This is a genomic window from Pedococcus aerophilus (assembly GCF_039532215.1).
Classification (GTDB): Bacteria; Actinomycetota; Actinomycetes; order Actinomycetales; family Dermatophilaceae; genus Pedococcus; species Pedococcus aerophilus.
Genome location: NZ_BAAARN010000002.1, coordinates 56,989 through 80,764, shown reverse-complemented (window position 1 = coordinate 80,764; position 23,776 = coordinate 56,989). Strand labels below are relative to the sequence as shown.

Sequence of the window (23,776 nt, the reverse complement as noted above, 5' to 3'; positions counted from 1 at the left end):
GTCGTACATCACGCAACGAAGGGTGGTGAGGACGGTCGACGTCGAGCGCGCCCGCCCTGTCGCTGACCCGGCTGACCCGTCTCTGGCTGATCCCGGGCGGCTCGAGGCTGCCCGGCTGCCGACGACACCACGTTCACCGCTCGGCCCGGCGACCGGTGGCCTCGCCCGGCTGAGCGACAAGACGTACGGCCTCGCCTTCCTCCTCGTGGTCGGCCTGCTCATCTCGGTGTCCATCGCGTCGTACGCCCAGGTCTTCACCCGCGTCGTCCGCGTCACGCTCGAGACCGACCGCATCGGGTCGCAGCTGCAGACCGCGGCCGACGTCAAGGTCCGGGGCGTCATCGTCGGGCAGATGCGTTCGGTGGAGACCACCGGTGACGGGGCGCGGCTCGGGCTCGCGCTCGATCCCGACTCGGTCGACCTCATCCCGGCCAACGTCCACGCCCGGCTCCTGCCCAAGACCCTCTTCGGTGAGCGGTACGTCGACCTCGTGCCCCAGGCCGAGCCCGCCGCCCCGATCAGGGCCGGTGACGTCATCACCCAGGACCGGTCGAGCGTGGCGATCGAGCTGGAGAAGGTGTTCGCGGACCTGTTGCCGTTGTTGCGGGCGGTGGAGCCGGCGAAGCTGTCGGCGACGTTGAACGCGTTGGCGTCGGCGTTGGAGGGTCGTGGGACGCGGTTGGGTCAGAACCTGGTGCTGGTGGACTCCTACTTCAAGGAGATCAATCCGAAGGTGCCGGTGATCCAGGCGGACATCTCGGGGTTGGCTGACCTGGCGAGCACGTATGCGGTGGCGGCGCCGGATCTGGTGCGGGCGGCGTCGACGTTGGCGACGACGAACACGACGATCGTGCAGAAGAAGGATGTGTTGGCGGGGTTCCTGGCGGGGACGGCGGGGTTCGCGAACGAGGCGTCGGGGTTCCTGGAGGCGAACGGGGAGCGGATCATCCGGGTGGGTCAGGTGCAGCGGCCGACGGTGGAGCTGTTCGCGAAGTACTCCCCGCAGTACCCGTGCTTCACCGAGGCGCTCGTGGACTGGCGGCCCCGCATCGACGAGGCGTTCCGGGACGACACCTTCCACATCACCGTCGAGGTCGCCCCTCAGCGTCCGGGGTACCGGACGGGGGAGGAACCGCGGTGGGGGGAGCGTCGCCCGGCCAGCTGCGGCCTGCTCCCCGACCCGAGGACGTCGCAGGCTCGACCGGTCCCGGGCAAGAAGTTCGACGACGGCACCGACAACATCGGCGGCTACCCCGCGAACCCCGAGTTCTCGGCCCTGCCGGGCCTGCTCTCCGGTGCTGCCGGGGCGGCGGTGACCGATCCCGATGCCGGCCTGGCCGGCACCACGCAGGAGCAGGCGGTCGTCGGCGCCCTGCTCGACCCGGGGCGCGCGCCCTCCGCGATCACCACCCTGCTCGCGGGACCGATGCTGCGCGGAGCGACGGTCTCCCAGTCACCCGGCTGACGGGACCAGGGCGGCGAGGCCACCCCAGACGCTCGACACGACGATGTCGGTGGCGTCGTCGACCCCGACGTCGCTCCGTCCCGCGCGCCACAGCGCGAGGCGCTCGCACGCGCCGATCACCACCTCGGCATACCCCTCGAGCAGCACGTCGGGGACGCCCGCGAGGGCGGGCGCGGCCCGGAAGGTGGCCACGGTCGCGGCGGACTGCTGCTCGCGGATCGACTCGATGAGCGGGCTGGCCTGCGACGCGACTGCGCCCTCCTGCTGGATCAGGACGAAGGCCGTCGCGTGGCCGTCGATGAACGTGAAGAAGGCCCGCACCCCGGCGCGGAAGACCTCCTCCAGGGAGGCGTCCGGACCGACGGCGGCCCACGAGGCCTCGGTGGCCTCGCGGAGCTGGGTCCGGGCGCGGTTGATGCACGCGGCCAGCAGGCCCTCCTTGGAGCCGAAGTACTCGTAGATCAGCGGTTTGGTGACCCCGACCTGCTCGGCGATGTCCTCCATCGTCGTCGCCTGGTAGCCCCGCTCGGCGAAGACCTGCTCGGCAATCGTGAGGATCTGCTCCTCGCGCTGGGCGCGGGGCATCCTGACCCGGGTCGGTCGGTCGGGCCCGGTGGTGGAGGCCCGGCGCGCGGAGGAGGTGGTCGTGGGCACGCCCCAACCCTACCGCTACCGCTGGTAACTTACTGATGGTAAGTTGCCGCTCATGGCCACTCCCCACCACCAGGTCGTCGTCGTCGGCACCGGTTTCTCGGGCCTCGGCATGGCGGTCCGGCTCGCCCAGCGCGGTGACGACTTCGTCATCCTGGAGCGGGCCGACGACGTGGGCGGCACCTGGCGCGACAACCGGTACCCCGGGTGCGCCTGCGACGTGCCGTCCCGTCTCTACAGCTTCTCGTTCGACCAGAAGCCGGACTGGAGCCGCGACTACGCCACCGCCCCGGAGATCTGGGGCTACCTGCGCGACGTCGTCGACCGCCACGGACTGCGCGAGCGGATCGTCTTCGGCGCGGACCTCGTCGCCGCCGAGTACGACGAGGCACAACAGCGCTGGGAGCTCGCCGCCGCGGACGGTCGCCGGTGGACGGCGGACGCCCTGGTCCTCGGGGTCGGGGCCCTGCACGAGCCCTCCCTCCCGGACTTCCCCGGCCTGTCCGACTTCGCCGGTGAGGTCATCCACACCGCACAGTGGCCGGAGCGCGACGCCCTCGACGGCCGGCGGGTCGCCGTCGTCGGCACCGGGGCGAGCTCGGTCCAGCTCGTCCCCGAGCTGGCCCCCCGGGCTGCGCGCACCACGGTCTTCCAGCGGACCCCTGCCTGGACGCTGCCCAAGAAGGACCTGCCGTGGAGCACGCGACGCCAGGAGGCGTTCCGCCGCCGGCCGGCGCTGCAGCGCGCGGTCCGCTGGCTCACCTACTGGCGGATGGAGGCCCAGGCCCCGCTCTTCGTCCGCTTCCCGGTCATCGCCCGGGCAGCAGAGCGTATTGCGCGGCGCGAGCTCGCGAAGGCCGTGCGCGACCCGCAGGTGCGGGCCGCACTGACCCCCGACTACACGTTGGGCTGCAAGCGGATCCTGCTGTCCAGCACCTACTGGCCAACCTTCGACCGCGACGACGTCGACCTCGTGACGTCGCCGATCGAGCGGGTCGAGCCCGACGCCGTGGTCACCGCCGACGGCGCCCGCCACGAGGTCGACGCGATCGTGCTCGGCACCGGGTTCTCGCTCACCGGCAGCTACGACCGGATGGGCATCCGCGGCCTCGAGGGACGCACCCTCGAGGACGCCTGGTCCACGGGCGCCCACAGCCACCTCGGCATCACCGTGGCCGGGTTCCCCGAGCTCTACCTGCTGCTCGGCCCCAACACGGGGCTCGGCCACAGCTCGGTCGTCATGATGACCGAGTTCGCCACCCGCTACATCCTCCAGGGGCTGGACCGGGCCCGCGGCGGGGCCCGCGTGACCACCGAGGCCGCGCAGGACGCCTTCACCGACGAGATGCAGCGACGCTCGCGGCACACCGTCTGGGCCACCGGCTGCAAGAGCTGGTACCTCGACAGGTTCGGCCACAACACCGCCCTGTGGCCCGGATCCACGATCGCCTACTGGTGGCGCACCCGGACGATGGACGACTCGGTCTTCGAACGCGTCACCGTCCCCGCAAACCCTCCCTCAGCAAAGGAACCCGTTGATGCGTAAGACGTTCGAGCCCAAGGTCAGCATCGTCACCGGTGGCGCGTCGGGGATCGGCAAGGCGATCGCCGCCGAGCTCGTCGGCCGCGGCAGCCACGTCGTCCTCGCCGACCTCAACCTCGACGCCGCGGAGGCGACCGCCCGTGAGCTCGGCCCGTGGTGCTCGGCCGTCGCGCTCGACGTGGCCGACGCCGCTGCCGTGCGCACGGTGGTGCAGGACGTCGTCGCCCAGCACGGACGCCTCGACGTCATGGTCAACAACGCCGGTATCGGCATCGGCGGCCTGCTCGAGGAGCTCGACGAGCGCCACTGGGACAAGGCGATCGACGTCAACCTCCGCGGGGTCGTCAACGGCGTGACCGCCGCCTACGAGGTGATGCGCGCCCAGGGGAGCGGCCACATCCTCAACACCGCGTCGCTGGCCGGTCTCATCCCGGCCCCGTCGATGCTGCCCTACACGACGACCAAGCACGCCGTGGTCGGGCTCTCGACCGCACTGCGCGCCGAGGCAGCGGCGCTGGGCATCCAGGTGAGCGTGCTGTGCCCCGGGTTCGTCGACACCCCGCTCCTGGACGAGATGTACGAGGCGCCGGCCAGCTTCGGCGGCAGCAGCGTCCGGTCCCGCGTCCGGATGCTCCAGCCGAGGTTCCTCACCGCCGAGCTCACCGCGAAGCGCGGCGTGGACGGCCTGGCGGCCAACAAGGCCGTCATCCCGGTCGGGGCGATGGCGCACCTCACCTGGCGCGGCCTGCGCTACGTCCCCGTGGTCACCCGGGCGGTCATCCAGCTCCAGGCCACCGGCGCCCGGCGGCTCGCCGCCCGCGGTCACTGACGGCCACGGACCTCCCGGCGGCACGCACCGGGAGGTCCCGCGGCGCAAGTGGGCTCGCGGCATACTGGGCGCGCCCCCGTGGCCCAACTGGCAGAGGCAGGCGACTTAAAATCGCCACAGGTGCGGGTTCGACCCCCGTCGGGGGCACCAGTGCGCCCGGTCGCTCAGAGGTCGACGTCGACCCAGAGGGCGGCGTGGTCCGACGCCGCGTCCTGCTCGCGGGTCAGGGTCGGGTACATCTCCCACCGGTTCGAGGCGGTCCAGACCCCCTTGCGGAAGATCCCCGCCGCCGTGATCGCGGCGAAGACGGCGGGGGAGCAGAGGATGTAGTCGATCTTGTTGCCCGCGCGCCCGGTCGTGTAGGTCCCCGGGTAGCCGCCGTCGTCGAAGCCCGGGTGGGCCGAGATGTCCCGCAGGTCGGACGGCTCGCCCGCGCTGCCGACGAGGAGCGGGGCCAGCGGTGCCGAGTCCGGGGTGTCGTTGAGGTCGCCGAGCACGACCACGTGCTCGTGGCCCTCGGCCCGGCGACGGCGGTAGATCTCGGCGACGCGTTCGGCCTGCCGGCGCCGACGCCGGTTCGAGTCCGCAGCCTGGCCGTACCCCTTGGACTTGAAGTGGTTGACCAGCACCAGCAGCGTGCCGCCCCCGGGGAGCGTGACCGTGTACTCGGGGCAGTCCCGCCCGAAGACGAGCCCGGCGAGATCGGCGTCGTCGACATGGCTGACGATGCGCTCGATGGGGTGGTCGCCGCGCGTCATGATGCCGACGTCGATGCCGCGGTCGTCGTTGCCGTCGATGAGCATCACGTGGCCGTAGATGCGGTTGCCGAGGGGTCGCAGCAGGTCGACGTTGAAGCGTTGCAGGGCGATCCGGCTCTCGGCCTCGACGACTCCCAGCACGTCGGCGCCGAGGTCGTGCACCACCTGTGCGGTGTGCCGCGCCGTGAGCTCGGAGACCGCCTGGGTGGTGAGCTCGAGCCAGCCGACCCAGTCGCTGCGACCGTCGGCGACCACGCTCATGCCGCCGGCCCGTCGCCGGGTGACGAGGCGGCCGCGGTTCTGGCGCAACCTCACCCACGTCCCGGAGTCGGACGCAGCGAGGCCGAGGTCGGCGAGCAGCAGGACGATCAGGGTCTTGTCCTCCGCGGTGTACGTCGGGCGCTGGAGGATCCGCGTCAGGCGCGCGTACTTCTCCAGCAGGACGCGGTGCGTGGCCCAGTCGTCGGCGGCCAGGAGGGTGGCGCGGTCGAAGAGGTTCTCCACGTTGAAGCTCGCGATCCTCACGACCCAAGCGTCCTCCGCCGGCCCCGCGGCACGCCAGATGCGCCGTGTGAATTCTCGCCACCGTCCACGGGGGGCGTGGCACGGGAACTCTCGGGTGGGTCCCGCACGTATTCTGGGGTGAGCGGCCGACCGCAGGGCCGCACGACGCCCCTCAAGGAGCAACGCATGGCCAGCAACCCGGTGTTCGACCGGATCGAGAAGGACTCCCGCCAGGGCTACGCAGGCTTCGGCCGCGGGCCCCAGCAGCCCACCGCCGGCATGTCTGGCACGGACGCGATGTCCTCCCAGCAGCTGCAGGACCTCTACAACCAGCCGGCCGCAGGGCCGGTGCAGTCGCGCCGCATCACCATCGACGACGTGGTCATGAAGACCAGTGGGCTGTTCGCCATCGTCGTCGTCGTGGGCGCCATCGCCTGGCAGCTCACGCCGCAGCTCGGTGCCCTCCTCATGATGGCCGGCATCGCCGCCACCCTCGTGCTCGGCCTCGTGATCGCCTTCAAGAAGACGATCAGCGTGCCGTTGATCGTGGCGTACGCGGTGTTCGAGGGCGTGCTCGTCGGCTCGATCTCGCGGTTCTACGCCGCGGCGTTCCCGCCCGAGCCCGGCGCAGGGATCCTCCAGGGCATCGTCCCGCAGGCCATCCTCGCGACGCTGTCCGTCTTCGCCGGCATGCTGCTGGCCTACAAGACCGGCATCATCAAGGTCACCGCCAAGTTCCGCCGCATCGTCACCATGGCGGTCATCGGCTACGCGATCTTCGCGCTCATCAACCTGGTCTACGCCCTGGTCACCAACACCGCGTTCGGCATCGGTGGCTCCGGCGCCCTCGGCATCGGCATCTCGCTGTTCGCGATCGGCCTCGCCTCGGCCATGCTGGCCCTGGACTTCGACTCCATCGACAAGGCCATCGCCGCCGGCGCCCCGGAGAAGTACTCCTGGCTGCTGGCCCACGGCCTCATCGTCACGCTCGTGTGGCTCTACCTCGAGATCCTGCGCCTGCTCGGCCGCCTGCGCAGCGAGTAGTCCCGCGTGCCCTCGAGATCACCTGTCCCGCAGGAGGTTTCGACAGAGCTCGAGCGCGTGGTCCGACGGTGGCACCAGCTGCCGTTGGACCACGCGCTCCGCTGTGTCCCGACCGTCCGCACCCTCCTCGCCGACCTCGCCGGCGACCGGGCACCGCTGCTGCCCGACCTGGGGCCGGCGGTCGTCATGGACCAGCTGACCGTCCTCGTCTTCGACGTCTGCACAGCAGGAGGCCCCGACGTCGACGCGTTGCCGCACCGACTCCGGGGCCTCTTGGCCGACCTCTCCGTCGATTCGATGTGAACGCGCCGGGTTCTCCCGGCGCGTTCACATCGAATGAGGGATGGGAGAGGAACGAGCCGTCAGCTGAGGCGCTCGTAGATGATGGCCATGCCCTGGCCGCCGCCGACGCACATCGTCTCGAGGCCGAACTGCCCGTCGCGCGAGGCGAGCCCGTTGAGCAGGGTCGTCGTGATGCGGGCGCCGGTCGAGCCGAACGGGTGGCCGAGCGCGATGGCCCCGCCGTGGACGTTGAGCTTGTCGAAGTCCATGCCCAGCTCGTCGGCGCTCGGCAGCACCTGCGCGGCGAACGCCTCGTTGATCTCGTAGAGGTCCATGTCGCCGATGGTCATGCCGGCGCGGGCCAGCGCCTGGCGCGACGCCTCGACCGGGCCGAGACCCATGATCTCGGGCGACAGCGCCGAGACGCCGGTCGACACGACGCGGGCGAGCGGGGTGAGGCCGAGCTCGGCGGCCTTGGTGTCGCTCATGACAACGACCGCAGCCGCACCGTCGTTGAGCGGGCAGCAGTTGCCGGCGGTGATGGTGCCCTGCTCGCGGAACACCGGGTTGAGCCCCTGCAGCGCCTCGAGCGTGACGCCCGCACGGGGACCGTCGTCCTTGCTGACGACCGTGCCGTCGGCGAGGGTGACGGGCGCGATCTCGCGCTCGAAGAACCCGTCGGCGATGGCCTTCTCCGCGCGGTTCTGCGACGAGACGCCCCACTCGTCCTGGCGCTCACGGCTGATTCCCTTGAGCGTCGCGACGTTCTCTGCGGTCTGGCCCATCGACAGGTAGACGTCGGGGACCAGGCCCTGCTCGCGCGGGTCGGTCCAGGTCTCGTTGGACTTGGCGATCGCCTCGCTGCGCTCCTTGGCGGGCGTGAACGCGGGATTCTGGTCGTCGCCGGCAGAGCCGCCCGCGCCCGCCCAGTTGGTGTACTGCGACACGCACTCGACGCCACCGGACAGGAAGATGTCGCCCTCGCCGGCCTTGATCGCGTGGTACGCCATGCGGGTCGTCTGCACCGACGAGGCGCAGAACCGGTTGATCGTCGAGCCCGGCAGCCCGTCGAACCCGGCCAGCACCGAGACCACGCGGGCCATGTTGGACCCGTGGCGGCCGGACGGCTCGGCGCAGCCCCAGTAGAGGTCCTCGACCAGCGTCGGGTCGAGCTCGGGGATCTTGGCCAGGGCGGCACGGATGACCTGCACCGACAGGTCGTCGGGACGGATGTCCTTGAGCGATCCCTTGAACGCCCGGCCGATCGGCGTGCGGGCGGTGGAGACGATGACGGCTTCGGTCACGGGGGTTCCTCCTCGTCGAGGGCGACCGCCGGGTGAGCGGTCGCTTAGTCAGCCTCGATCGTATGCCGTGGGGCTTCGTCGGTGCGCTGGTCACCGGGTGTGGCCTTGCTCTCGCCCACGGCGTTGCCGGCGTCCCCACCCTGCGCCCCCGATGGTTCCGCGACGTCGTCCATGTTGTCCGCGCGGTCCGGCACGGGGTCGTGCGGGCGGCGCAGCAGCTTGGCCCAACGGCCGCGCGGGCCACGGGCCTGCCCGGCGATCTGGGTGGCGCTGACCTCGGTGCCGGGGTCGCGGACGGCATACGTCGCGGCGACGGCCACCGGGCCCACCCCCTCGCCACGGCGGGAGTCGGGGACGCGGTCGTCGTCGGGCTGGCCGGACCAGACCCCGAGGGCGGCATACACGCTGGGGAGCAGGGCAGCGGCGGCCCGGGCGTAGCCGGCGGGGGAGGGGTGGAAGCGGTCGGCGCTGAACATCTCCTTGGGCCGCTCGTAGAACTCGGGCCCGAGCAGGTCGCCGAGGGACACGGTGCGTCCACCGGCCTCGACGACGGCGACCGTCTGCGCGGCGGCGAGGTCACGCGACCAGCGGCGGCCGATGAGGCGCAGCGGCTGGGGGATCGGCTCGATGGTCCCGAGGTCGGGGCAGGTGCCGACGACGACCTCGGTGCCGAGCTCGCGCAGCGCCCGGACGACGGTCTCGAGGTGCCGCACCGCGATGGCCTTGTCGATCCGGTGGGTCACGTCGTTGGCGCCGATCATGATCACGGCGACGTGCGGGCGCGGGACACGGTCGAGGGCGTTGGCGAGCTGGAGCTCGAGGCCGGAGGACTCCGAGCCGACCACGGCCGTGTTGGTCAGCCGCACGGGTCGGCCGGTGAGGGCGGAGACACCGTTGGCGATGATCGCCCCGACCGTCTGGTGAGGGGTGTCGGCCCCCATGCCGGCGGCAGAGGAGTCACCGAGGACGACGAGCTCGACCGGCTCACCGACCCCCGCGCCATACGTGCCGTTGTCGTCCGGCGAGCCGTCGAAGGGCTGGCCGACGATGCGGCGGGCGATCTTCGCCTCGACCTTGAGGACGCCGTACCCGATGGCGCCGATCGCGCCGATGCCTGCCGCGAGTCCGCCCCCGCCGTAGGCCGCGGTCGCGGCGATCCTGCGTGCCCTGCGTGCCCGGCCCATCAGTGCTCTCCTCGCTCTCTGCTCCAGCGGAACGTGCCCTCACCAACGCCCTGCCTGACCTCAGGGTGCCCCACCGGGCGTGGTCCGGCCTCCCTCAACGGTCTGAGAGGATGAGACGGTGAAGTACGCAGAGCACATCGCCGACCTCGTCGGGAACACGCCCTTGGTCAAGCTCAACTCGGTCACCGAGGGCATCTCGGCCACCATTCTCGCGAAGGTCGAGTACCTCAACCCCGGCGGGTCCGTGAAGGACCGCATCGCGCTGAAGATGGTCGAGGCCGCTGAGGCCTCCGGCGAGCTCAAGCCCGGCGGCACCATCGTCGAGCCGACCTCCGGCAACACCGGTGTCGGCCTGGCCCTGGTGGCGCAGCGCAAGGGCTACAAGTGCGTCTTCGTGTGCCCCGACAAGGTGAGCCAGGACAAGCGCGACGTGCTCAAGGCGTATGGCGCCGAGGTCGTGGTGTGCCCGACCGCCGTGGCCCCCGACCACCCGGACTCCTACTACGAGACCTCCGACCGCCTCGTCCGCGAGATCGAGGGTGCGTGGAAGCCGAACCAGTACGCCAACCAGAACGGTCCTGCCTCGCACTACGAGTCGACCGGTCCGGAGATCTGGAACGACACCGACGGTCGCGTGACGCACTTCGTCGCGGGCGTCGGCACCGGCGGCACCATCACCGGCACGGGTCGCTACCTGCGTGAGGCCTCGGCCGACCGCGAGGGTGGCCGCGTGCAGATCATCGGCGCCGACCCGGAGGGCTCGGTCTACTCCGGCGGCACCGGTCGCCCGTACCTCGTCGAAGGTGTCGGCGAGGATTTCTGGCCGACCGCCTACGACCCGGCCGTCGTCGACGACGTGATCGCCGTGAGCGACGCCGACTCGTTCGAGATGACCCGCCGCCTGGCCAAGGAGGAGGGCCTGCTCGTCGGCGGCTCCTGCGGCATGGCGGTCGTCGCCGCGCTGCGCGCCGCCAAGGACCTGCCGGCCGATGCCGTCATGGTCGTGCTGCTGCCCGACAGCGGTCGCGGCTACATGTCCAAGATCTTCAACGACGACTGGATGAGCTCCTACGGGTTCATGCGCACCGCCGGTCAGGCGACCGTCGGCGAGGTGCTGCACAACAAGGCCGGCGACCTGCCCGCCCTCGTGCACACGCACCCGACCGAGACGGTCCGCGACGCCATCGAGATCCTCCACGAGTACTCCGTGTCGCAGATGCCGGTCGTCGGCGCCGAGCCGCCCGTCATGGCCGGCGAGGTCGCCGGTTCGGTGAGCGAGCGGGCGCTGCTCGAGGCGTTGTTCAACGGTTCGGCGCACCTCACCGACCCGGTCGAGAAGCACATGGAGCCCTCGCTGCCGCTGGTCGGTGCCGGCGAGCCGGTGTCCGCCGCACGCCACGAGCTCGAGAAGTCCGACGCGATCATGGTCGTCGAGGACGGCAAGCCGGTCGGGGTGCTGACCCGCGCGGACCTGCTGCTCTCGCTGGTCGACTGACCGTCCGGCCGGTCGCCTGCGCGGTCAGCGCAGGCGGCGGGCCATGTCGGCGCGCGGGGCCGGAGCGAGGCCCGGGTGCAGGATCCCGGCGAGCGCCTCGACCCCGTCGACGAGCCGGGGTCCGGGGCGGGCGAAGCTCGCGTTCGCGTCCACCGCCCAGACCGGTATGCCGCTCGGCAGCTCCCCGGACGCGATCGCCGCGTGCGCGAGCTGGGTCGACCCCTCGAGGTCGTAGCCGCAGGGCGCGCAGACGATGACCTCGGGGGCGCTGTCGCGCACCGCTTCCCACGTCACGCGCACCGACTTCTCGCCTGCGTCGCCGAGGGCGTTGGTGCCGCCGGCGACGGTGACCATCTCGGGCACCCAGTGGCCGGGGGCGAAGGCGGGGTCGGTCCACTCCAGGACCAGCGCGCGCGGTCGAGTGGCGCCCGACACCTGCTCCTGCACGGTGGCCAGTCGGCCGCGGAGGTCACGCACCAGGTCGGCCGCGGCGTCGCCGCAACCGCTCGCAGCCCCGAGCGTCTCGACGGAGCCGAGCACCTCGTCGAGGCTGTGCGGGTCGATGGTGAGGACCTCGGCGCGGCAGCCCAGGTAGGCCAGGGCATCGTCGACCACCGACACGTCCACCGCGCACACCGCGCACAGGTCCTGGGTGACGACGAGGTCGGCGTCGAGCGCTGACAGGGCGCCGGAGTCGAGGTGGTAGAGGTCCTCCCCGGCGGCCATGGCGCGGCTGACGAAGGCGTCGATCTCGTGTGGGGGCAACCCTTCCGGGATCGCGGTGGTCGACACGATCGTGCGGGTCCGGGCCTCGGCAGGGGTGTCGCACTCGAAGGTCACCCCGACCACCTGCGGGCCCGCTCCCACGGCGAACAAGATCTCCGTGGTGGACGGCAGGAGGGAGACGATGCGCATGGCCCGACCCTACGGGCAGGCCTGCGGACGCCGACCTTGCAGGCCTGCGGAGGGCGACCTCGCAGCCCTGCGGAGGGCGACCGGGCAGGCGTGCAGAGCCGCAGGGCGTCGGGTTAGGGTCGAATCGTGGAGCGGTGGGAGTCGCCGGTGGAGAAGGCGATCCGGGAGGCGCAGGAGCGCGGGGAGTTCGACAACCTGCCCGGCGCAGGCAAGCCCCTGCGCAGCCTCGGCAACCCCGAGGTCGAGGACCCCGACTGGTGGGTCAAGAGCCTGGTCGAGCGCGAGAACCTCGACATGTCGGGTGCGATGTCGCCGGCGATGGCCCTGCGCAAGGAGGTCGCCGGCTACCCCGAGTCGCTGCTGGACCTGCGCACCGAGGAGAGCGTCCGCGCGGTCCTCGACGACTACAACCACCGGGTCCGCGAGGACCGGCTGCGGCCCGGGGTGGGCCCGCGGTCCCCGGTCTGGGCGCGGATCGTCGACGTCGACGAGATGGTGGAGCGCTGGCGCGTCCTGCGTGAGGAGCGACGTCAGCAGGCGGTGCGCGCTGCGGCCGAGGCCCGGGCCGTCATAGCGGCCGATGCATCACGTGCAGCCCGACGCGGCCGTGGGTCCTGGATTCGAAGGCTGCTGGGACGGTCGTGAGGACCTCGAAGCCGAGGTCGCGCCACAACCGGACCGCAGCGGTGTTCGTCTCCACGACGGCGTTGAACTGCACGGCTCCATACCCCTGCTCGCGCACCCAGCGCAGCATCTCCTCGCCGAGCGCGCGCCCGACCCCCTGACCGCGCGCGGCGGTGGCGACCATGAAGCTGGCGGTCGCGACATGGGCTCCACGCCCGGGCCGGTTCGGGCCCATCTTGGCGCTGCCGAGCAGGGTGCCGTCGTCGTCGGTGGCGACGACCGTCCGACCGGGCGGCTGCTCGAACCACATCGCGAAGACCTGGTCGTCGTCGAGGTCCTCGGGGAAGGCATAGGTCTCCCCAGCGTCGACGACCGCCCGGAAGACCGGGGCGAAGGCGGCGAGGTCGTCTGGACGGGCGTCGCGGATCAGCACCGGAGCAGCGTAGGCCGAGGCAGCCGCAGGGCTCCACGGGGTTTCTGCAGCACTACGTCACTGAACGCGCTGTGCGGTCAGTGACGTAGTGCGCGGCACGCGTAAGGGTGAGCGGGCGCCCGTCAGCGGCCGGAGTCGTTGACGCGGAGCACGCTCTCCTGCGAGGGGAGCTCGTCCTGCTTCACGAGGCCGACCGGGCACGTCATGCCGTTGGGGCCGTGGTTGCAGTAGCCGCCGGGGTTCTTGTCGAGATACTGCTGGTGGTAGTCCTCGGCGTACCAGAACGGGCCCGCGTCCTCGGCCGACCGCAGCTCGGTGGTGATGGTCTTGTACCCGTGGTCGGTCAGGACCTTCTGGAATGCCTCACGGGTGGCCTCGGCGGCCCGCTGCTGGTCCGGCGTGGTCCAGTAGATGGCCGAGCGGTAGGCCGTGCCGATGTCGTTGCCCTGGCGGTTGCCCTGGGTCGGGTCGTGGTTCTCCCAGAACTCCTTGAGCAGCAGCTCGGGGCTGGTCTGCTCGGGGTCGTAGGCGACGAGGACGGCCTCGGTGTGGCCGGTCTGCCCGGTGCAGCTCTCCTCGTACGTGGGGTTCGGCGTGAAGCCGCCCATGTAGCCGGCGGCCGTGGTGACCACGCCGGGCTGGCGCCAGAAGATGCGCTCGGCGCCCCAGAAGCAGCCCATGCCGATGTAGAGGACCTCGGTGCCGTCCGGCCACGGACCCTCGAGCGGGGTCTTGAGCACCGTGTGGGTGCCGTCGAGGTGGAACGGGCGCGTGGAACGGCCCTTGAGGGCGTTCTCGGCAGTGGGCAGGGTCGTCTTGGCTCGCGATCCGAATATCACGATGGTGACAACGCCGCGGTGGTCGCGGCTGTTCCACGGCAGTCGTGGTGGCGGGACGGCAGTGGGACGGGGCAGGCTGGCGCGATGACCTCCACCGACATCGTCATCCGCCCGGTCAGTGGGCTCGACCCGGCCCAGGACGACCTGTTCCGGGAGTGGGCCGCCGTCCAGGAGGCCTCCGCGCGCGCCACCTTCGGCGAGGACCACTCGAGCTGGGGCGTCGAGGAGCTGCGCGAGCTCGAGCGGAGCACCGAGCGCCTGCGCCTGTCGTGGGTCGCGCTCGACGGGGACCACCGCGTGGTGGCGGGGGTGAACGTGGCGATGCCCCGGCACGACAACACGACCATGGCCGGCATCGACCTCGTGGTGCACCCGGCGCGCCGACGCGCAGGGCTGGGCACCCGGGTGCTCCAGCACGCGGAGGCGCGCGCTGCGGAGCACGGTCGCACCCTGCTCCTCGCCGAGACGCAGTGGCCGGTCACGGGCACCGACGGGTGCGGTGAGGGTTTCGCCGCGCAGCACGGGTATGCCGCCGCGCAGACGGTGGTGCGCAGCACCCTGACCCTGCCGGGAGACAGGGCGGCGCTCCGGGCCGTGCTCGGGTCCCGGGACGGTGACGGTTACGCCGTGCACACCGTCTGGGACGGCGTCCCCGACCGCTGGTTGGCGGGTCGGGCCGAGCTCAGCCGCCGGATGAGCACCGACATCCCGCTCGGGGACCTCCAGCTCGAGGAGGAGGTGTGGGACGAGGACCGCGTGCGAGAAGGCTATGCGCGCATCGCCGCGATGGGCCGCAGGGTGGCCGACACCTTCGCCGTCGACGAGTCCACCGGTCGGCTGGTGGGGTACACCCAGGTGCAGGTCGGTGCCCCGCCGGACCTGGCGTACCAGCAGGACACCCTCGTGATGCGCGAGCACCGGGGCCACGGCCTCGGGCTGCGGCTCAAGGCCGCCAACACGCTCGCCGTGATGACGGAGCTGCCGGAGGTCACGCGGATCCGCACGTGGAACGCCGACGACAACCTGCACATGCTCGCGGTGAACCGGGAGATCGGGTACGAGCAGGACGCCTGGCTGCGGGAGTGGCAGAAGGTGGTGTGAGCCCGGTCGGCGCCGCGGGGGAGACTGGGGGCATGGACGACGCAGGGACCGCCAGCACGCCGGTCGTGACCTCCATCCACCTCGCGCCGGGCACCCGGCTGCCGACCAAGGCCGTCGAGCTGGTCGAGGCGGAGGCCGGGAAGGGTCTGGTCGGCGACCGCTACCACGGCACGCGGCACCGCCACGTGACCGTGCAGTCCCAGCCCGACCTCGACGCCGCGGCGGCCGACCTGGGCTCGGCGGTGCCGGCGGGCTCCACCCGGCGCAACGTGACCCTGTCGCTCGGCCCTATCCCCACGAAGCCGGGCACGAGGATGCGCGTCGGCGACACCCTCCTCGAGGTGGTGCGGCTGGCCGCCCCGTGCCGGCTCATGGACGACTACGTCGGCCCGGGTGCCATGAAGGCCCTGCACGCCCGCGGAGGTGCCGTCTTCCGCATCCTCGAGTCCGGCACCATACGGGTCGGGGACGTCGTCGAGGTGCTCGACACCGACGGTTGAGGCGCGCACCCCAGCCGTTAGCCTTGCCGGCATGAGCGAGCAGCAGCACGGCAAGGACGCGGGTGGTTTCTCCACCCGCGCGATCCACGCAGGACAGGAGCCGGACGCCGGCACCGGTGCGGTGATCACCCCGATCTACCAGGTGTCGACCTACAAGCAGGACGGCATCGGCGGCTTCCGCGGGGGCTACGAGTACAGCCGCTCCGCCAACCCCACCCGCACCGCGCTCGAGGAATGCTTCGCGGCCCTCGAGGGGGGCGAGCGCGGGTTCGCCTTCGCCTCCGGGCTGGCCGGTCAGGACACCGTGCTGCGTGCCCTCCTCACCCCCGGCGACCACGTCGTCGTGCCGAACGACGCCTACGGCGGCACCTACCGGCTCTTCAACAAGGTCCTCGTCCCGTGGGGCGTCGAGCACTCGATCGCACCGATGGGTGACCTCGACGCCGTCCGCGCCGCGATCCGTCCCGGGCAGACCAAGGTGGTCTGGGTCGAGACGCCCACGAACCCCCTCCTCGGCATTGCCGACATCGCGGCGCTCGCGGACCTCGCGCACGAGGCCGGCGCCCTGCTCGTGGTGGACAACACCTTCGCCTCGCCCTACCTCCAGCAGCCGCTCTCGCTGGGCGCCGACATCGTCACGCACTCGACGACGAAGTACTGCGGCGGTCACTCCGACGTCGTCGGTGGTGCGGTCGTCGTGGGCCGCGGCATCACCGTGCCAGGCTACGAGGACGCAGCGGAACGCGTTGCGTTCCACCAGAACTCGCTCGGCGCGGTCGCCGGTCCGTTCGACGCGTGGCTCGTCCTACGCGGCCTGAAGACCCTCGCCCTGCGCATGGAGAAGCACAGCGACAACGCCGAGCGCGTCGTCGAGTTCCTCCTCGGGCACCCGGCCGTGAGCGCCGTGCACTACCCGGGCCTCGAGAGCCACCCGGGTCACGAGGTCGCCGCCCGCCAGATGAAGCGGTTCGGCGGGATGATCTCGTTCCAGGTGCGCGGTGGTGAGGACGTCGCAGTCAAGGTCTGCGGCGAGACGCAGGTGTGGACCCTCGGCGAGTCCCTCGGCGGCGTCGAGTCGCTCATCGAGCACCCGGCGCGGATGACGCACGCCTCGGTCCGTGGCACCGAGCTCGAGGTCCCCGCCGACCTCATCCGCCTGTCCACCGGGATCGAGGACGTCGAGGACCTCGTCGAGGACCTCAAGCAGGCCCTCGACCGGCTCGGCTGAGCGACCGGCGGACCCGTGGCGCGGCTGCTCTGCGTCGACTTCGGCTCGACGTTCACCAAGGCCGCGCTCGTCGACTCCTCCGGCGAGGTGGTCGCCACCGCGGCGACGCCGACCACCATCGGCACCGACGTCCTCGACGGCTACCGCCTGCTGCGCGACGAGCTCGCGCAGCACGGCGACGTCGACGAGGTGCTCGCCTGCTCGAGCGCGGGCGGCGGACTGCGGCTCGCGGTGGTGGGGTACGAGCGCGAGGTGACGGCGCAGGCGGGCTACCGCGTGGGCCTCAGCGCCGGCGCCCGCGTCGCCCACCTCGTCGCCGGACCGATGTCCGGCACCGACCTCGCGGACCTCCGCGCGGCCCGCCCCGACCTCGTCCTCCTCGTGGGCGGCACCGACGGCGGCAACGCAGAAGTGTTGCTGCACAACGCCTCCCGTATGGCGCGTGGTCGCCTCGGTGCGCCCGTCGTGGTCGCCGGCAACCGTGACGCACAGGCGGAGGTGGCCGAGGTGCTGGGGTCGACCGGTCGACGGTTCACCCTGGCCGACAACGTCCTCCCCTCCATCGGGGTCATCGCCCCGGAGTCGGCACGTGCTGCGATCCGGGCGGCGTTCCTCGAGCACGTGATCGGTGGCAAGGGGCTGTCGCGCGGGCCCGAGTTCGCCGCGATGGTGCAGGCACCCACCCCGGACGCGGTGCTCGACGGCGTCGAGGTGCTGGCCGAGCAGCTCGACGGCGACGTCCTCGTCGTCGACGTCGGCGGGGCGACCACCGACGTCTACTCGGCCCTGCGTCCCCAGGGGGAGGACGCCGGGCTCGCCAAGGACGTCGTGGCCCCTCTGTGGCAGTCGCGCACCGTGGAGGCCGACCTCGGCATGCGGTGGAACGCCGTGGGCGTCGTCGAGGCCGCGGCCCGTGAGCACCTCGACGTGCCCGACGACCTCGACCCGTATGCCGCGATGGTCGCCGCGGACCCGGCGCGCCTGCCCGTCGACGGCGCCGAGCGCCGCCTCGACCTCGACCTGGCGCGGGCTGCAGCGCTCGTCGCCGTCCGGCGGCACGCGCGACCGTCGGGTCCGGGCGCCAGCGCCAGGCCGCTGGCCGACGTGGCCCTCGTCGTCGGGTCGGGCGGGGTCCTGCGCCACGCCGACGAGGCAGGGCGGGCGCACGTCCTCGGTGCCGTGGCCACCGACCACGGCGGCGGGTGGAAGGTGCCCCGGGACGCCGCCGTGGTGACGGACTCGGCATACCTGCTCTTCGCCGTGGGCCTGTTGCGGGGGAGCCACCCGGACACCGCGCGGGCGCTGGCCCGCAGGGTCGTGACCCCCGCTGTCGGTGGTCGCCCCTAACGTCTGGCCATGGCCGACCCCGCTGCACAAACCCCTCGCCCCGGGCCACCCCGACGTTCTACCGTCGAGGGGTGGACCCCATGAGCTCGCCCGCCATCGAGGTCGAGCACCTCGTCAAGACCTTCGGCGACCACCGCGCCGTCGACGACGTCAGCTTCACCGTCCCCCAGGGCACGGTCCTGGGCCTGCTCGGTCCCAACGGCGCCGGCAAGACCACGACGGTGCGGATGCTCACGACCCTGACCCGTCCGACCAGCGGCACCGCCCGGGTGGCCGGCCACGACGTCGTGCGCGAGCCGGACCGCGTGCGGCGGTCGATGGGCCTGACCGGACAGGCCGCGACCGTCGACGAGCTCCTGACGGGCAGGGAGAACCTGCGCCTCATCGGTGCCCTGTACGGGCTGTCGTCGTCCTACGTGAAGCGCGCCTCCGAGGACCTGCTCGAGCGGTTCTCGCTGACCGACGCGGCCGACCGCATCGTCAAGACCTACTCGGGAGGCATGCGTCGTCGGCTCGACCTCGCGGTGAGCCTCGTCGCGACGCCGCCGGTGCTGTTCCTCGACGAGCCCACGACCGGCCTCGACCCGCGCAGCCGCGTCGAGCTCTGGGAGGTGCTGCGCACGCTGGTCAAGGACGGCACGACCCTGCTGCTGACGACGCAGTACCTCGAGGAGGCCGACCAGCTCGCCGATCGCATCGTCGTCATCGACCGCGGCACGATCATCGCCGAGGGCACGGCCCTGGAGCTCAAGGACCGGTCGGGCAGGGCCAGCCTGGTGCTCACCGTGTCGCACGCGCACGACCTGCCGGCTGCCGAGGCGCTCCTGCGGACGAGGGTCTCCGAGGTGCACGTCGACGAGGCCGCCCGACAGCTCACCTCGCCGGCGGAGGGTCTGCGTGACATGACGAGGATCGCGGCCGTCTTCGAGGACAGCCAGATCGAGCTGGACGACCTGGGGCTGAAGCGTCCCAGCCTCGACGACGTCTTCCTGCACCTCACCGGCCACCGCGCCGAGGACACCACCGAGCGCGACTCCAGCGACACCACCGAGGAGCAGGCGTCATGACCACCCAGACCAGCCCCGCCATCCGATCGGGCGCGATCGCCCGCCCCGAGATCCGCCAGACCGGACTGCTGCGCCAGTCCTGGGCGATCACCCGGCGCAACCTCACCCACATCAAGCGCATGCCCGAGATGCTCATGGACGTCACCATCCAGCCGGTGATGTTCGTGCTGCTGTTCGCCTACGTCTTCGGCGGTTCCATCCAGATCCCCGGCGGCGGCTCCAACTACCGCGAGTGGCTGCTCGGCGGGATCATGGGCCAGACGATCGCCTTCGCGTCCTTCATCGTCGCCGTCGGGCTCACAGCCGACATCGACAAGGGCATCGTCGACCGGATGCGCTCGCTGCCGATCAACCCCGCCGCGGTCCTCGTCGGCCGCAGCATCTCGAGCCTGATGCACTCGAGCATCGGCATCCTCGTCATGTCGCTGACCGGCCTGGTCATCGGGTGGCGGATCGACAACGGCCTCGGCAACGCCGTCCTCGCCTACGGCCTGCTGCTCATGTGGGGCTTCGCGATGATCTGGGTCGGCATCCTCGTGGGCTCGGCCATGCGCTCGGTCGAAGCGGTCAACGGGTTGATGTTCACGACGATGTTCCCGATCACGTTCCTCGCCAACACCTTCGCCCCCACCGAGCGGATGACGCCGTGGCTGCGCACCATCGCCGAGTGGAACCCCATCTCCTCGCTCGTGCAGGCGGTCCGTGAGCTGTGGGGCAACGTCGGGCCGGCACCGAGCGATGCGGCACTGCCGCTGCAGCACCCCGTCCTCACGACCGTCATCTGGTGCGTCGGGATCACCGCCGTGATGGCGCCGCTGGCCATCAGGGCGTTCAACCGCCGCACCCAGCAGTAGGCGTCCGGGGAGGGGCCGCACGGGCGATAGCCTGCGGCCATGGCATCACCGTTGCTGTCCGTCTCCCTCGACGACGTCCACGCTGCGCAGGACCTGCTCAGCGGCGTCGTCCGTCCCACCCCGCTGGAGTACAGCCGGGCGCTGTCCGACCGCGTCGGCTCCGAGGTCTACCTCAAGTGCGAGAACCTCCAGCGGGCCGGCTCGTTCAAGATCCGCGGCGCGTACACGCGGATGGCGCGGCTCAGCGACGAGGAGAAGGCCCGCGGCGTCGTGGCCGCCAGCGCCGGCAACCACGCGCAGGGCGTGGCCCTCGCCGGCCAGCTGCTCGGCATCGACGTCAAGGTCTACATGCCGCACGGGGCGCCGATGCCCAAGCTCATCGCGACCCAGGCCTACGGCGCGACGATCGAGCAGGTCGGCACGACGATCGACGAGTGCCTGCTGCGTGCCCGGGAGTGGGAGGCCGAGACCGGCGCCGTCCTCATCCACCCGTTCGACCACCACGACATCGTGGCGGGGCAGGGCACGGCCGGCCTGGAGATCCTCGACCAGTGCCCCGACGTCAAGACGATCGTCGTCAGCACCGGGGGCGGTGGGCTGCTCGCCGGCATCTCCGTGGCCGTGAAGGCGGCCCGGCGCGACGTGCGCATCATCGGCGTCCAGGCCGAGCAGGCCGCGGCGTACCCGCTGTCGCTCGCCGCGGGCAAGCCGGTGCCCTTCGAGAACATGCAGACCATGGCCGACGGCATCGCGGTCGGCATGCCCGGCGACGTCCCCTACGCCCTGGTCCGTGAGCTGGTCGACGGCATGGAGACGGTGACGGAGGAGGAGCTGTCCCGGGCGCTGCTCTTCGTCCTCGAGCGCGCCAAGCTCGTCGTCGAGCCGGCGGGCGCGGCTGCCGTGGCGCACCTGCTGTCCCGCGCCTGGCAGCGCGTCGACGGCCCCGTGGTCGCGGTCCTCTCGGGCGGCAACATCGACCCGATCCTGCTGCTGCGCATCATCCGGCACGGCATGGCCGCCGCCGGGCGCTACCTGCAGTTCCGGGTCCGCGTCTCCGACCGCCCCGGCCACCTCGCCCGGCTGCTGGCGGACTGCGCCGCCGTCGACGCCAACGTCCTCGAGGTCGAGCACATCCGCACCGGCACGACGATCACCGTCGACGAGGTCGAGATCGGCCTCCAGCTCGAGACGCGCGGCAAGCAGCACTGCGAAGAGGTGCTGCGCACCCTGCGGGGCAAGGGCTACCAGCTCAAGTTCGGCTGACCCGCCCCCCGGGGACGGGCAGGGCGCCCTGAGCGAGAGCCCACGGACCCCGACACGACGAAGGGCCGCACCGGGTGGTTGCGACCCTTCTTCGTCGTGCGGTGCCTGCAGAGCAGATCAGGGGCTGATCAGGGCACGTGGGGCTTGGCGGCCTTGATGGTGACCTCGATCTTCTTGCCGTTGGGCGCCGAGTAGGTCGCCGTGTCGCCGATCTTCTTGCCGTTGATGGCAGCGCCGAGGGGGGACTTCTCGCTGTAGACCTCGAGGTCGTCGCCGTCGGAGATCTCGCGGGAGCCGAGGAGGAACTCGACGTCGTCGCCGAACATCTCGACCGTCACGACCATGCCGGGGGCCACGACGCCGTTGTCGGCCGGGGCCTCGCCCACGATGGCGTTGTCGAGCAGCTGCGTCAGCTGGCGGATGCGGGCCTCCATCTTGCCCTGCTCCTCCTTGGCCGCGTGGTAGCCGCCGTTCTCCTTGAGGTCGCCCTCGTCACGGGCCGCCTCGATCTTCTTGGCGATCTCCGTACGGCCTTCGCCGGAGAGCTGGTCCAGCTCGGCCTTCAGACGGTCGAAGGCCTCCTGGGTCAGGTAGCTCGCGGTGGGGGTCGCGGTCTCGCTCACGGTGTACTCCTTGATCGGGTCCCCGGCACGACGCGGTCGCGTCGCCGAGGAGGGGTGATACGCAAAGAGGTCCGGGCGCCCACACGTGTGCGTGGTCAGGCCCAGACCGCTCGGTGAAGGACCAAGGGTACCCCGCGTGCGGCGAACCGGTCCATTCACCGCGCTCGGGGCAGGCCCTTCGTGGACGCCGTGAGACGCGGGATCCCGCTGGTCAGCGGCCTGTGGCGACGGGCGTGCAGGTGTCCACGACCCCGGTGACCGCGCGCGACGTCGTGCGCACGACCTCCTCGCGGTGGACCGAACGCTCCTGCGACGCCGGGATCTGGACGTCGAGCACGCCGACGACGCCGAAGGTCGTGTCGAGGGCCTGCAACCGGCAGGTGACGGCCTCGCCGTCCGGGCGGTGCACGTCGAACTCGACGCGGACGCTGCGCTGGTCGATGACCTCGTACCCCGTGTCGGTGAAGGTGACCTTGCCCAGGCTGGCGGCCAGCCCCCACCAAGTGGCCAGGGCGACACCGACCACGCAGCCGACGATGCCGATCACCCACCAGCGACCGGTGCCGGAGGCGGGACGGGGGAGCGGCATGGTGGGCCTTCCACGGGTGAGAGGATGTCGGTCGGACGCGGAGTCGACCGACTCGCGCCCCCATTCTCTTCGATGGACGAGTGAGGTTGTGCAGGTGGCTGACCGGTTGCGGCTCATGGCGGTGCACGCGCACCCCGACGACGAGTCGAGCAAGGGCGCGGCGACGATGGCGAAGTACGTCGCCGAGGGCGCCGACGTCCTCGTCGTGTCGTGCACGGGTGGTGAGCGCGGCGACGTGCTCAATCCCCACCTCAAGGACGACGCGCACATCCTGCGCGACCTCGCCCAGGTGCGCCGTGACGAGATGAAGCGGGCCCAGGAGATCCTCGGTGTCGAGCACACCTGGCTCGGCTTCGTCGACTCCGGCCTGCCCGAGGGTGACCCGCTCCCGCCGCTGCCCGAGGGCTGCTTCGCCCTGGAGCCGATCGAGGTCACCACGGAGGCGCTGGTCCGCGAGATCCGCAGGTTCCGTCCGCACGTCGTCACGACGTACGACGAGAACGGTGGTTACCCCCACCCCGACCACATCATGACCCACACGGTCTCCATGGCGGCCTTCCTCGCTGCCGGGGACGCGGCGGCATACCCCCATGCGGGCGAGCCGTGGCAGCCGCTGAAGCTCTACTACAACCAGGGCTTCTCCAAGGCGCGCATCATCGCCTTCCACGAGGCCCTCACGGCCCTCGGCGAGGAGAGCCCGTATGCCGAGTGGCTGGAGCGCTGGGAGGACCGGCCCGAGCGCGTGGTCACCACCCGCATCCCGTGCTCGGAGTACTTCGACAAGCGAGACCAGGCGCTGCTCGCCCATGCGACGCAGATCGACCCGGACGGCGCGTGGTTCAAGGTGCCCCGCGACGTGCAGTCGAAGGTGTGGCCGACCGAGGAGTACGAGGCCGCGCTGTCCTACGTGCCGATCGCCGAGGGCGAGGACGACCTGTTCGCCGGCATCGCGGACGCCGCCGAGGGTGACGCGCTGGCCACCAAGGGCGGCCTCGAGATCGCGTACGACGGTCGCCAGGAGTCGACGCTGTGAACGGCGCCCCGTCCTCGATGGTCTCGCCCGGGCTGTGGGGCTTCTTCGCCTTCTTCCTGCTCGGGCTCGCGCTCTACCTGCTGATGCGCAACATGAACGCGCGGATGCGGCGGATGTCCTACCGCTCCGAGGAGCTGGCGCGCGAGGCCGAGCGGGAGCTGGCGGCCGAGAAGGCGCGCAAGGCCGGGAGGAGCAAGGACGGCAGGGGCACCCCCGAGGGTGCTCACGGGGACACCCCCGAGCGCGCCGACGGGGACGCGAACGGCCCGGCGTCCGGGTAGTCCCCGTCGGCCGAGCCGTG

Annotated in this window: 25 protein-coding genes and 1 tRNA gene; 17 read left to right on the top strand and 9 right to left on the bottom strand. The window is 71.7% G+C overall.

Annotation, left to right across the window (positions count from 1 at the left end; all coding sequences use genetic code 11):
- Positions 1-25: 25 nt before the first annotated feature.
- Complete coding sequence (locus ABD286_RS11515) at positions 26-1,465, top strand: MCE family protein (RefSeq protein ID WP_344193509.1); 1,440 nt, start codon at positions 26-28, stop codon at positions 1,463-1,465.
- Here ABD286_RS11515 and ABD286_RS11510 read toward each other — a convergent pair.
- Positions 1,454-2,119, bottom strand: coding sequence for a TetR/AcrR family transcriptional regulator (locus ABD286_RS11510; protein WP_344193507.1), 666 nt, complete (start codon positions 2,117-2,119; stop codon positions 1,454-1,456). The genes ABD286_RS11515 and ABD286_RS11510 overlap by 12 nt on opposite strands.
- Before the next feature lie 52 nt (positions 2,120-2,171).
- Between ABD286_RS11510 and ABD286_RS11505 the strand changes: the two genes are divergently transcribed.
- The 3 genes from ABD286_RS11505 (at position 2,172) to ABD286_RS11495 (ending at position 4,638) form a co-directional block, all read left to right on the top strand.
- Entirely contained in the window at positions 2,172-3,662 is a 1,491-nt protein-coding gene (locus tag ABD286_RS11505) for a flavin-containing monooxygenase (RefSeq protein ID WP_344193505.1), read from the top strand.
- The gene (locus ABD286_RS11500) at positions 3,655-4,488 is read left to right on the top strand and encodes an SDR family NAD(P)-dependent oxidoreductase (RefSeq protein WP_344193503.1); all 834 of its coding nucleotides are present in this window, start codon (positions 3,655-3,657) and stop codon (positions 4,486-4,488) included. The genes ABD286_RS11505 and ABD286_RS11500 overlap by 8 nt, the downstream gene beginning before the upstream one ends.
- A 72-nt stretch (positions 4,489-4,560) precedes the next feature.
- Positions 4,561-4,638, top strand: a tRNA-Leu gene (locus tag ABD286_RS11495).
- Positions 4,639-4,652: 14 nt separating this feature from the next.
- Here the strand turns inward: ABD286_RS11495 and ABD286_RS11490 are convergent.
- Positions 4,653-5,771 carry an endonuclease/exonuclease/phosphatase family protein gene (locus ABD286_RS11490; RefSeq protein WP_344193501.1) on the bottom strand — a complete coding sequence of 373 codons (1,119 nt, stop codon included), beginning with the start codon at positions 5,769-5,771 and terminating at the stop codon, positions 4,653-4,655.
- 165 nt (positions 5,772-5,936) lie between these two features.
- On the opposite strand from ABD286_RS11490, the gene ABD286_RS11485 reads away from it, so the two are divergent.
- Both ABD286_RS11485 and ABD286_RS11480 read left to right on the top strand, forming a co-directional pair.
- The gene (locus tag ABD286_RS11485; RefSeq protein ID WP_344193499.1) at positions 5,937-6,794 is read left to right on the top strand and encodes a Bax inhibitor-1/YccA family protein; all 858 of its coding nucleotides are present in this window, start codon (positions 5,937-5,939) and stop codon (positions 6,792-6,794) included.
- 57 nt (positions 6,795-6,851) lie between these two features.
- Positions 6,852-7,097 carry a hypothetical protein gene (locus ABD286_RS11480; RefSeq protein ID WP_344193497.1) on the top strand — a complete coding sequence of 82 codons (246 nt, stop codon included), beginning with the start codon at positions 6,852-6,854 and terminating at the stop codon, positions 7,095-7,097.
- A gap of 59 nt (positions 7,098-7,156) precedes the next feature.
- Here the strand turns inward: ABD286_RS11480 and ABD286_RS11475 are convergent, their stop codons facing one another.
- Both ABD286_RS11475 and ABD286_RS11470 read right to left on the bottom strand, forming a co-directional pair.
- Positions 7,157-8,380, bottom strand: a complete 1,224-nt coding sequence (locus ABD286_RS11475; protein WP_344193495.1) for an acetyl-CoA C-acetyltransferase — start codon at positions 8,378-8,380, stop codon at positions 7,157-7,159.
- Between the two features lie 44 nt (positions 8,381-8,424).
- Entirely contained in the window at positions 8,425-9,564 is a 1,140-nt protein-coding gene (locus tag ABD286_RS11470) for an SGNH/GDSL hydrolase family protein (RefSeq protein WP_344193493.1), read from the bottom strand.
- A 118-nt stretch (positions 9,565-9,682) separates the two neighbouring features.
- Between ABD286_RS11470 and ABD286_RS11465 the strand changes: the two genes are divergently transcribed.
- Positions 9,683-11,059: a cystathionine beta-synthase gene (locus ABD286_RS11465; protein ID WP_344193491.1), complete on the top strand. Its 1,377-nt coding sequence runs from the start codon at positions 9,683-9,685 to the stop codon at positions 11,057-11,059.
- A gap of 24 nt (positions 11,060-11,083) precedes the next feature.
- On the opposite strand, the gene ABD286_RS11460 is transcribed toward ABD286_RS11465, so the two are convergent.
- Positions 11,084-11,974: a cobalamin-binding protein gene (locus ABD286_RS11460; RefSeq protein WP_344193489.1), complete on the bottom strand. Its 891-nt coding sequence runs from the start codon at positions 11,972-11,974 to the stop codon at positions 11,084-11,086.
- Positions 11,975-12,100: 126 nt separating this feature from the next.
- On the opposite strand from ABD286_RS11460, the gene ABD286_RS11455 reads away from it, so the two are divergent.
- The gene (locus ABD286_RS11455; RefSeq protein ID WP_344193487.1) at positions 12,101-12,619 is read left to right on the top strand and encodes a DnaJ family domain-containing protein; all 519 of its coding nucleotides are present in this window, start codon (positions 12,101-12,103) and stop codon (positions 12,617-12,619) included.
- Here ABD286_RS11455 and ABD286_RS11450 read toward each other — a convergent pair.
- Together ABD286_RS11450 and msrA are read right to left on the bottom strand one after the other, a co-directional pair.
- Complete coding sequence (locus tag ABD286_RS11450) at positions 12,543-13,031, bottom strand: GNAT family N-acetyltransferase (protein WP_344193485.1); 489 nt, start codon at positions 13,029-13,031, stop codon at positions 12,543-12,545. The two genes, ABD286_RS11455 and ABD286_RS11450, sit on opposite strands and share 77 nt — an antisense overlap.
- Before the next feature lie 122 nt (positions 13,032-13,153).
- Positions 13,154-13,867, bottom strand: a complete 714-nt coding sequence (msrA, locus tag ABD286_RS11445) for a peptide-methionine (S)-S-oxide reductase MsrA (RefSeq protein WP_425565368.1) — start codon at positions 13,865-13,867, stop codon at positions 13,154-13,156.
- Positions 13,868-13,954: 87 nt separating this feature from the next.
- Here msrA and ABD286_RS11440 point away from each other — a divergent pair, with 87 nt between their 5' ends.
- The 7 genes from ABD286_RS11440 to ilvA all read left to right on the top strand — a co-directional run bounded on the left by ABD286_RS11440 (position 13,955) and on the right by ilvA (position 21,230).
- A complete protein-coding gene (locus tag ABD286_RS11440) occupies positions 13,955-14,971 on the top strand; it encodes a GNAT family N-acetyltransferase (RefSeq protein ID WP_344193480.1) in 1,017 nt (338 codons plus the stop codon).
- Between the two features lie 32 nt (positions 14,972-15,003).
- On the top strand, positions 15,004-15,471 hold the full coding sequence (locus ABD286_RS11435) for an MOSC domain-containing protein (protein WP_344193478.1): 468 nt from the start codon (positions 15,004-15,006) through the stop codon (positions 15,469-15,471).
- 31 nt (positions 15,472-15,502) lie between these two features.
- Positions 15,503-16,699, top strand: coding sequence for a cystathionine gamma-synthase (locus ABD286_RS11430; RefSeq protein WP_344193476.1), 1,197 nt, complete (start codon positions 15,503-15,505; stop codon positions 16,697-16,699).
- A 15-nt stretch (positions 16,700-16,714) separates the two neighbouring features.
- Positions 16,715-18,046, top strand: a complete 1,332-nt coding sequence (locus tag ABD286_RS11425) for a glutamate mutase L (protein ID WP_344193474.1) — start codon at positions 16,715-16,717, stop codon at positions 18,044-18,046.
- 80 nt (positions 18,047-18,126) lie between these two features.
- Positions 18,127-19,113, top strand: coding sequence for an ATP-binding cassette domain-containing protein (locus ABD286_RS11420; RefSeq protein ID WP_344193472.1), 987 nt, complete (start codon positions 18,127-18,129; stop codon positions 19,111-19,113).
- Positions 19,110-19,967 carry an ABC transporter permease gene (locus ABD286_RS11415; RefSeq protein ID WP_344193470.1) on the top strand — a complete coding sequence of 286 codons (858 nt, stop codon included), beginning with the start codon at positions 19,110-19,112 and terminating at the stop codon, positions 19,965-19,967. The genes ABD286_RS11420 and ABD286_RS11415 overlap by 4 nt, the downstream gene beginning before the upstream one ends.
- Before the next feature lie 39 nt (positions 19,968-20,006).
- On the top strand, positions 20,007-21,230 hold the full coding sequence (gene ilvA / locus ABD286_RS11410) for a threonine ammonia-lyase (protein ID WP_344193468.1): 1,224 nt from the start codon (positions 20,007-20,009) through the stop codon (positions 21,228-21,230).
- Positions 21,231-21,358: 128 nt separating this feature from the next.
- Here the strand turns inward: ilvA and greA are convergent, their stop codons facing one another.
- Both greA and ABD286_RS11400 read right to left on the bottom strand, forming a co-directional pair.
- Positions 21,359-21,853 (bottom strand): transcription elongation factor GreA, encoded by a 495-nt coding sequence (greA, locus tag ABD286_RS11405; RefSeq protein WP_344193466.1) that lies wholly within the window; start codon positions 21,851-21,853, stop codon positions 21,359-21,361.
- Positions 21,854-22,064: 211 nt separating this feature from the next.
- Positions 22,065-22,442 (bottom strand): DUF4307 domain-containing protein, encoded by a 378-nt coding sequence (locus tag ABD286_RS11400; protein ID WP_344193464.1) that lies wholly within the window; start codon positions 22,440-22,442, stop codon positions 22,065-22,067.
- Between the two features lie 94 nt (positions 22,443-22,536).
- Here ABD286_RS11400 and mca point away from each other — a divergent pair, with 94 nt between their 5' ends.
- A complete protein-coding gene (gene mca / locus ABD286_RS11395) occupies positions 22,537-23,475 on the top strand; it encodes a mycothiol conjugate amidase Mca (RefSeq protein ID WP_344193462.1) in 939 nt (312 codons plus the stop codon).
- Entirely contained in the window at positions 23,472-23,756 is a 285-nt protein-coding gene (locus tag ABD286_RS11390; protein WP_344193460.1) for a hypothetical protein, read from the top strand. The genes mca and ABD286_RS11390 overlap by 4 nt, the downstream gene beginning before the upstream one ends.
- Positions 23,757-23,776 lie beyond the last annotated feature (20 nt).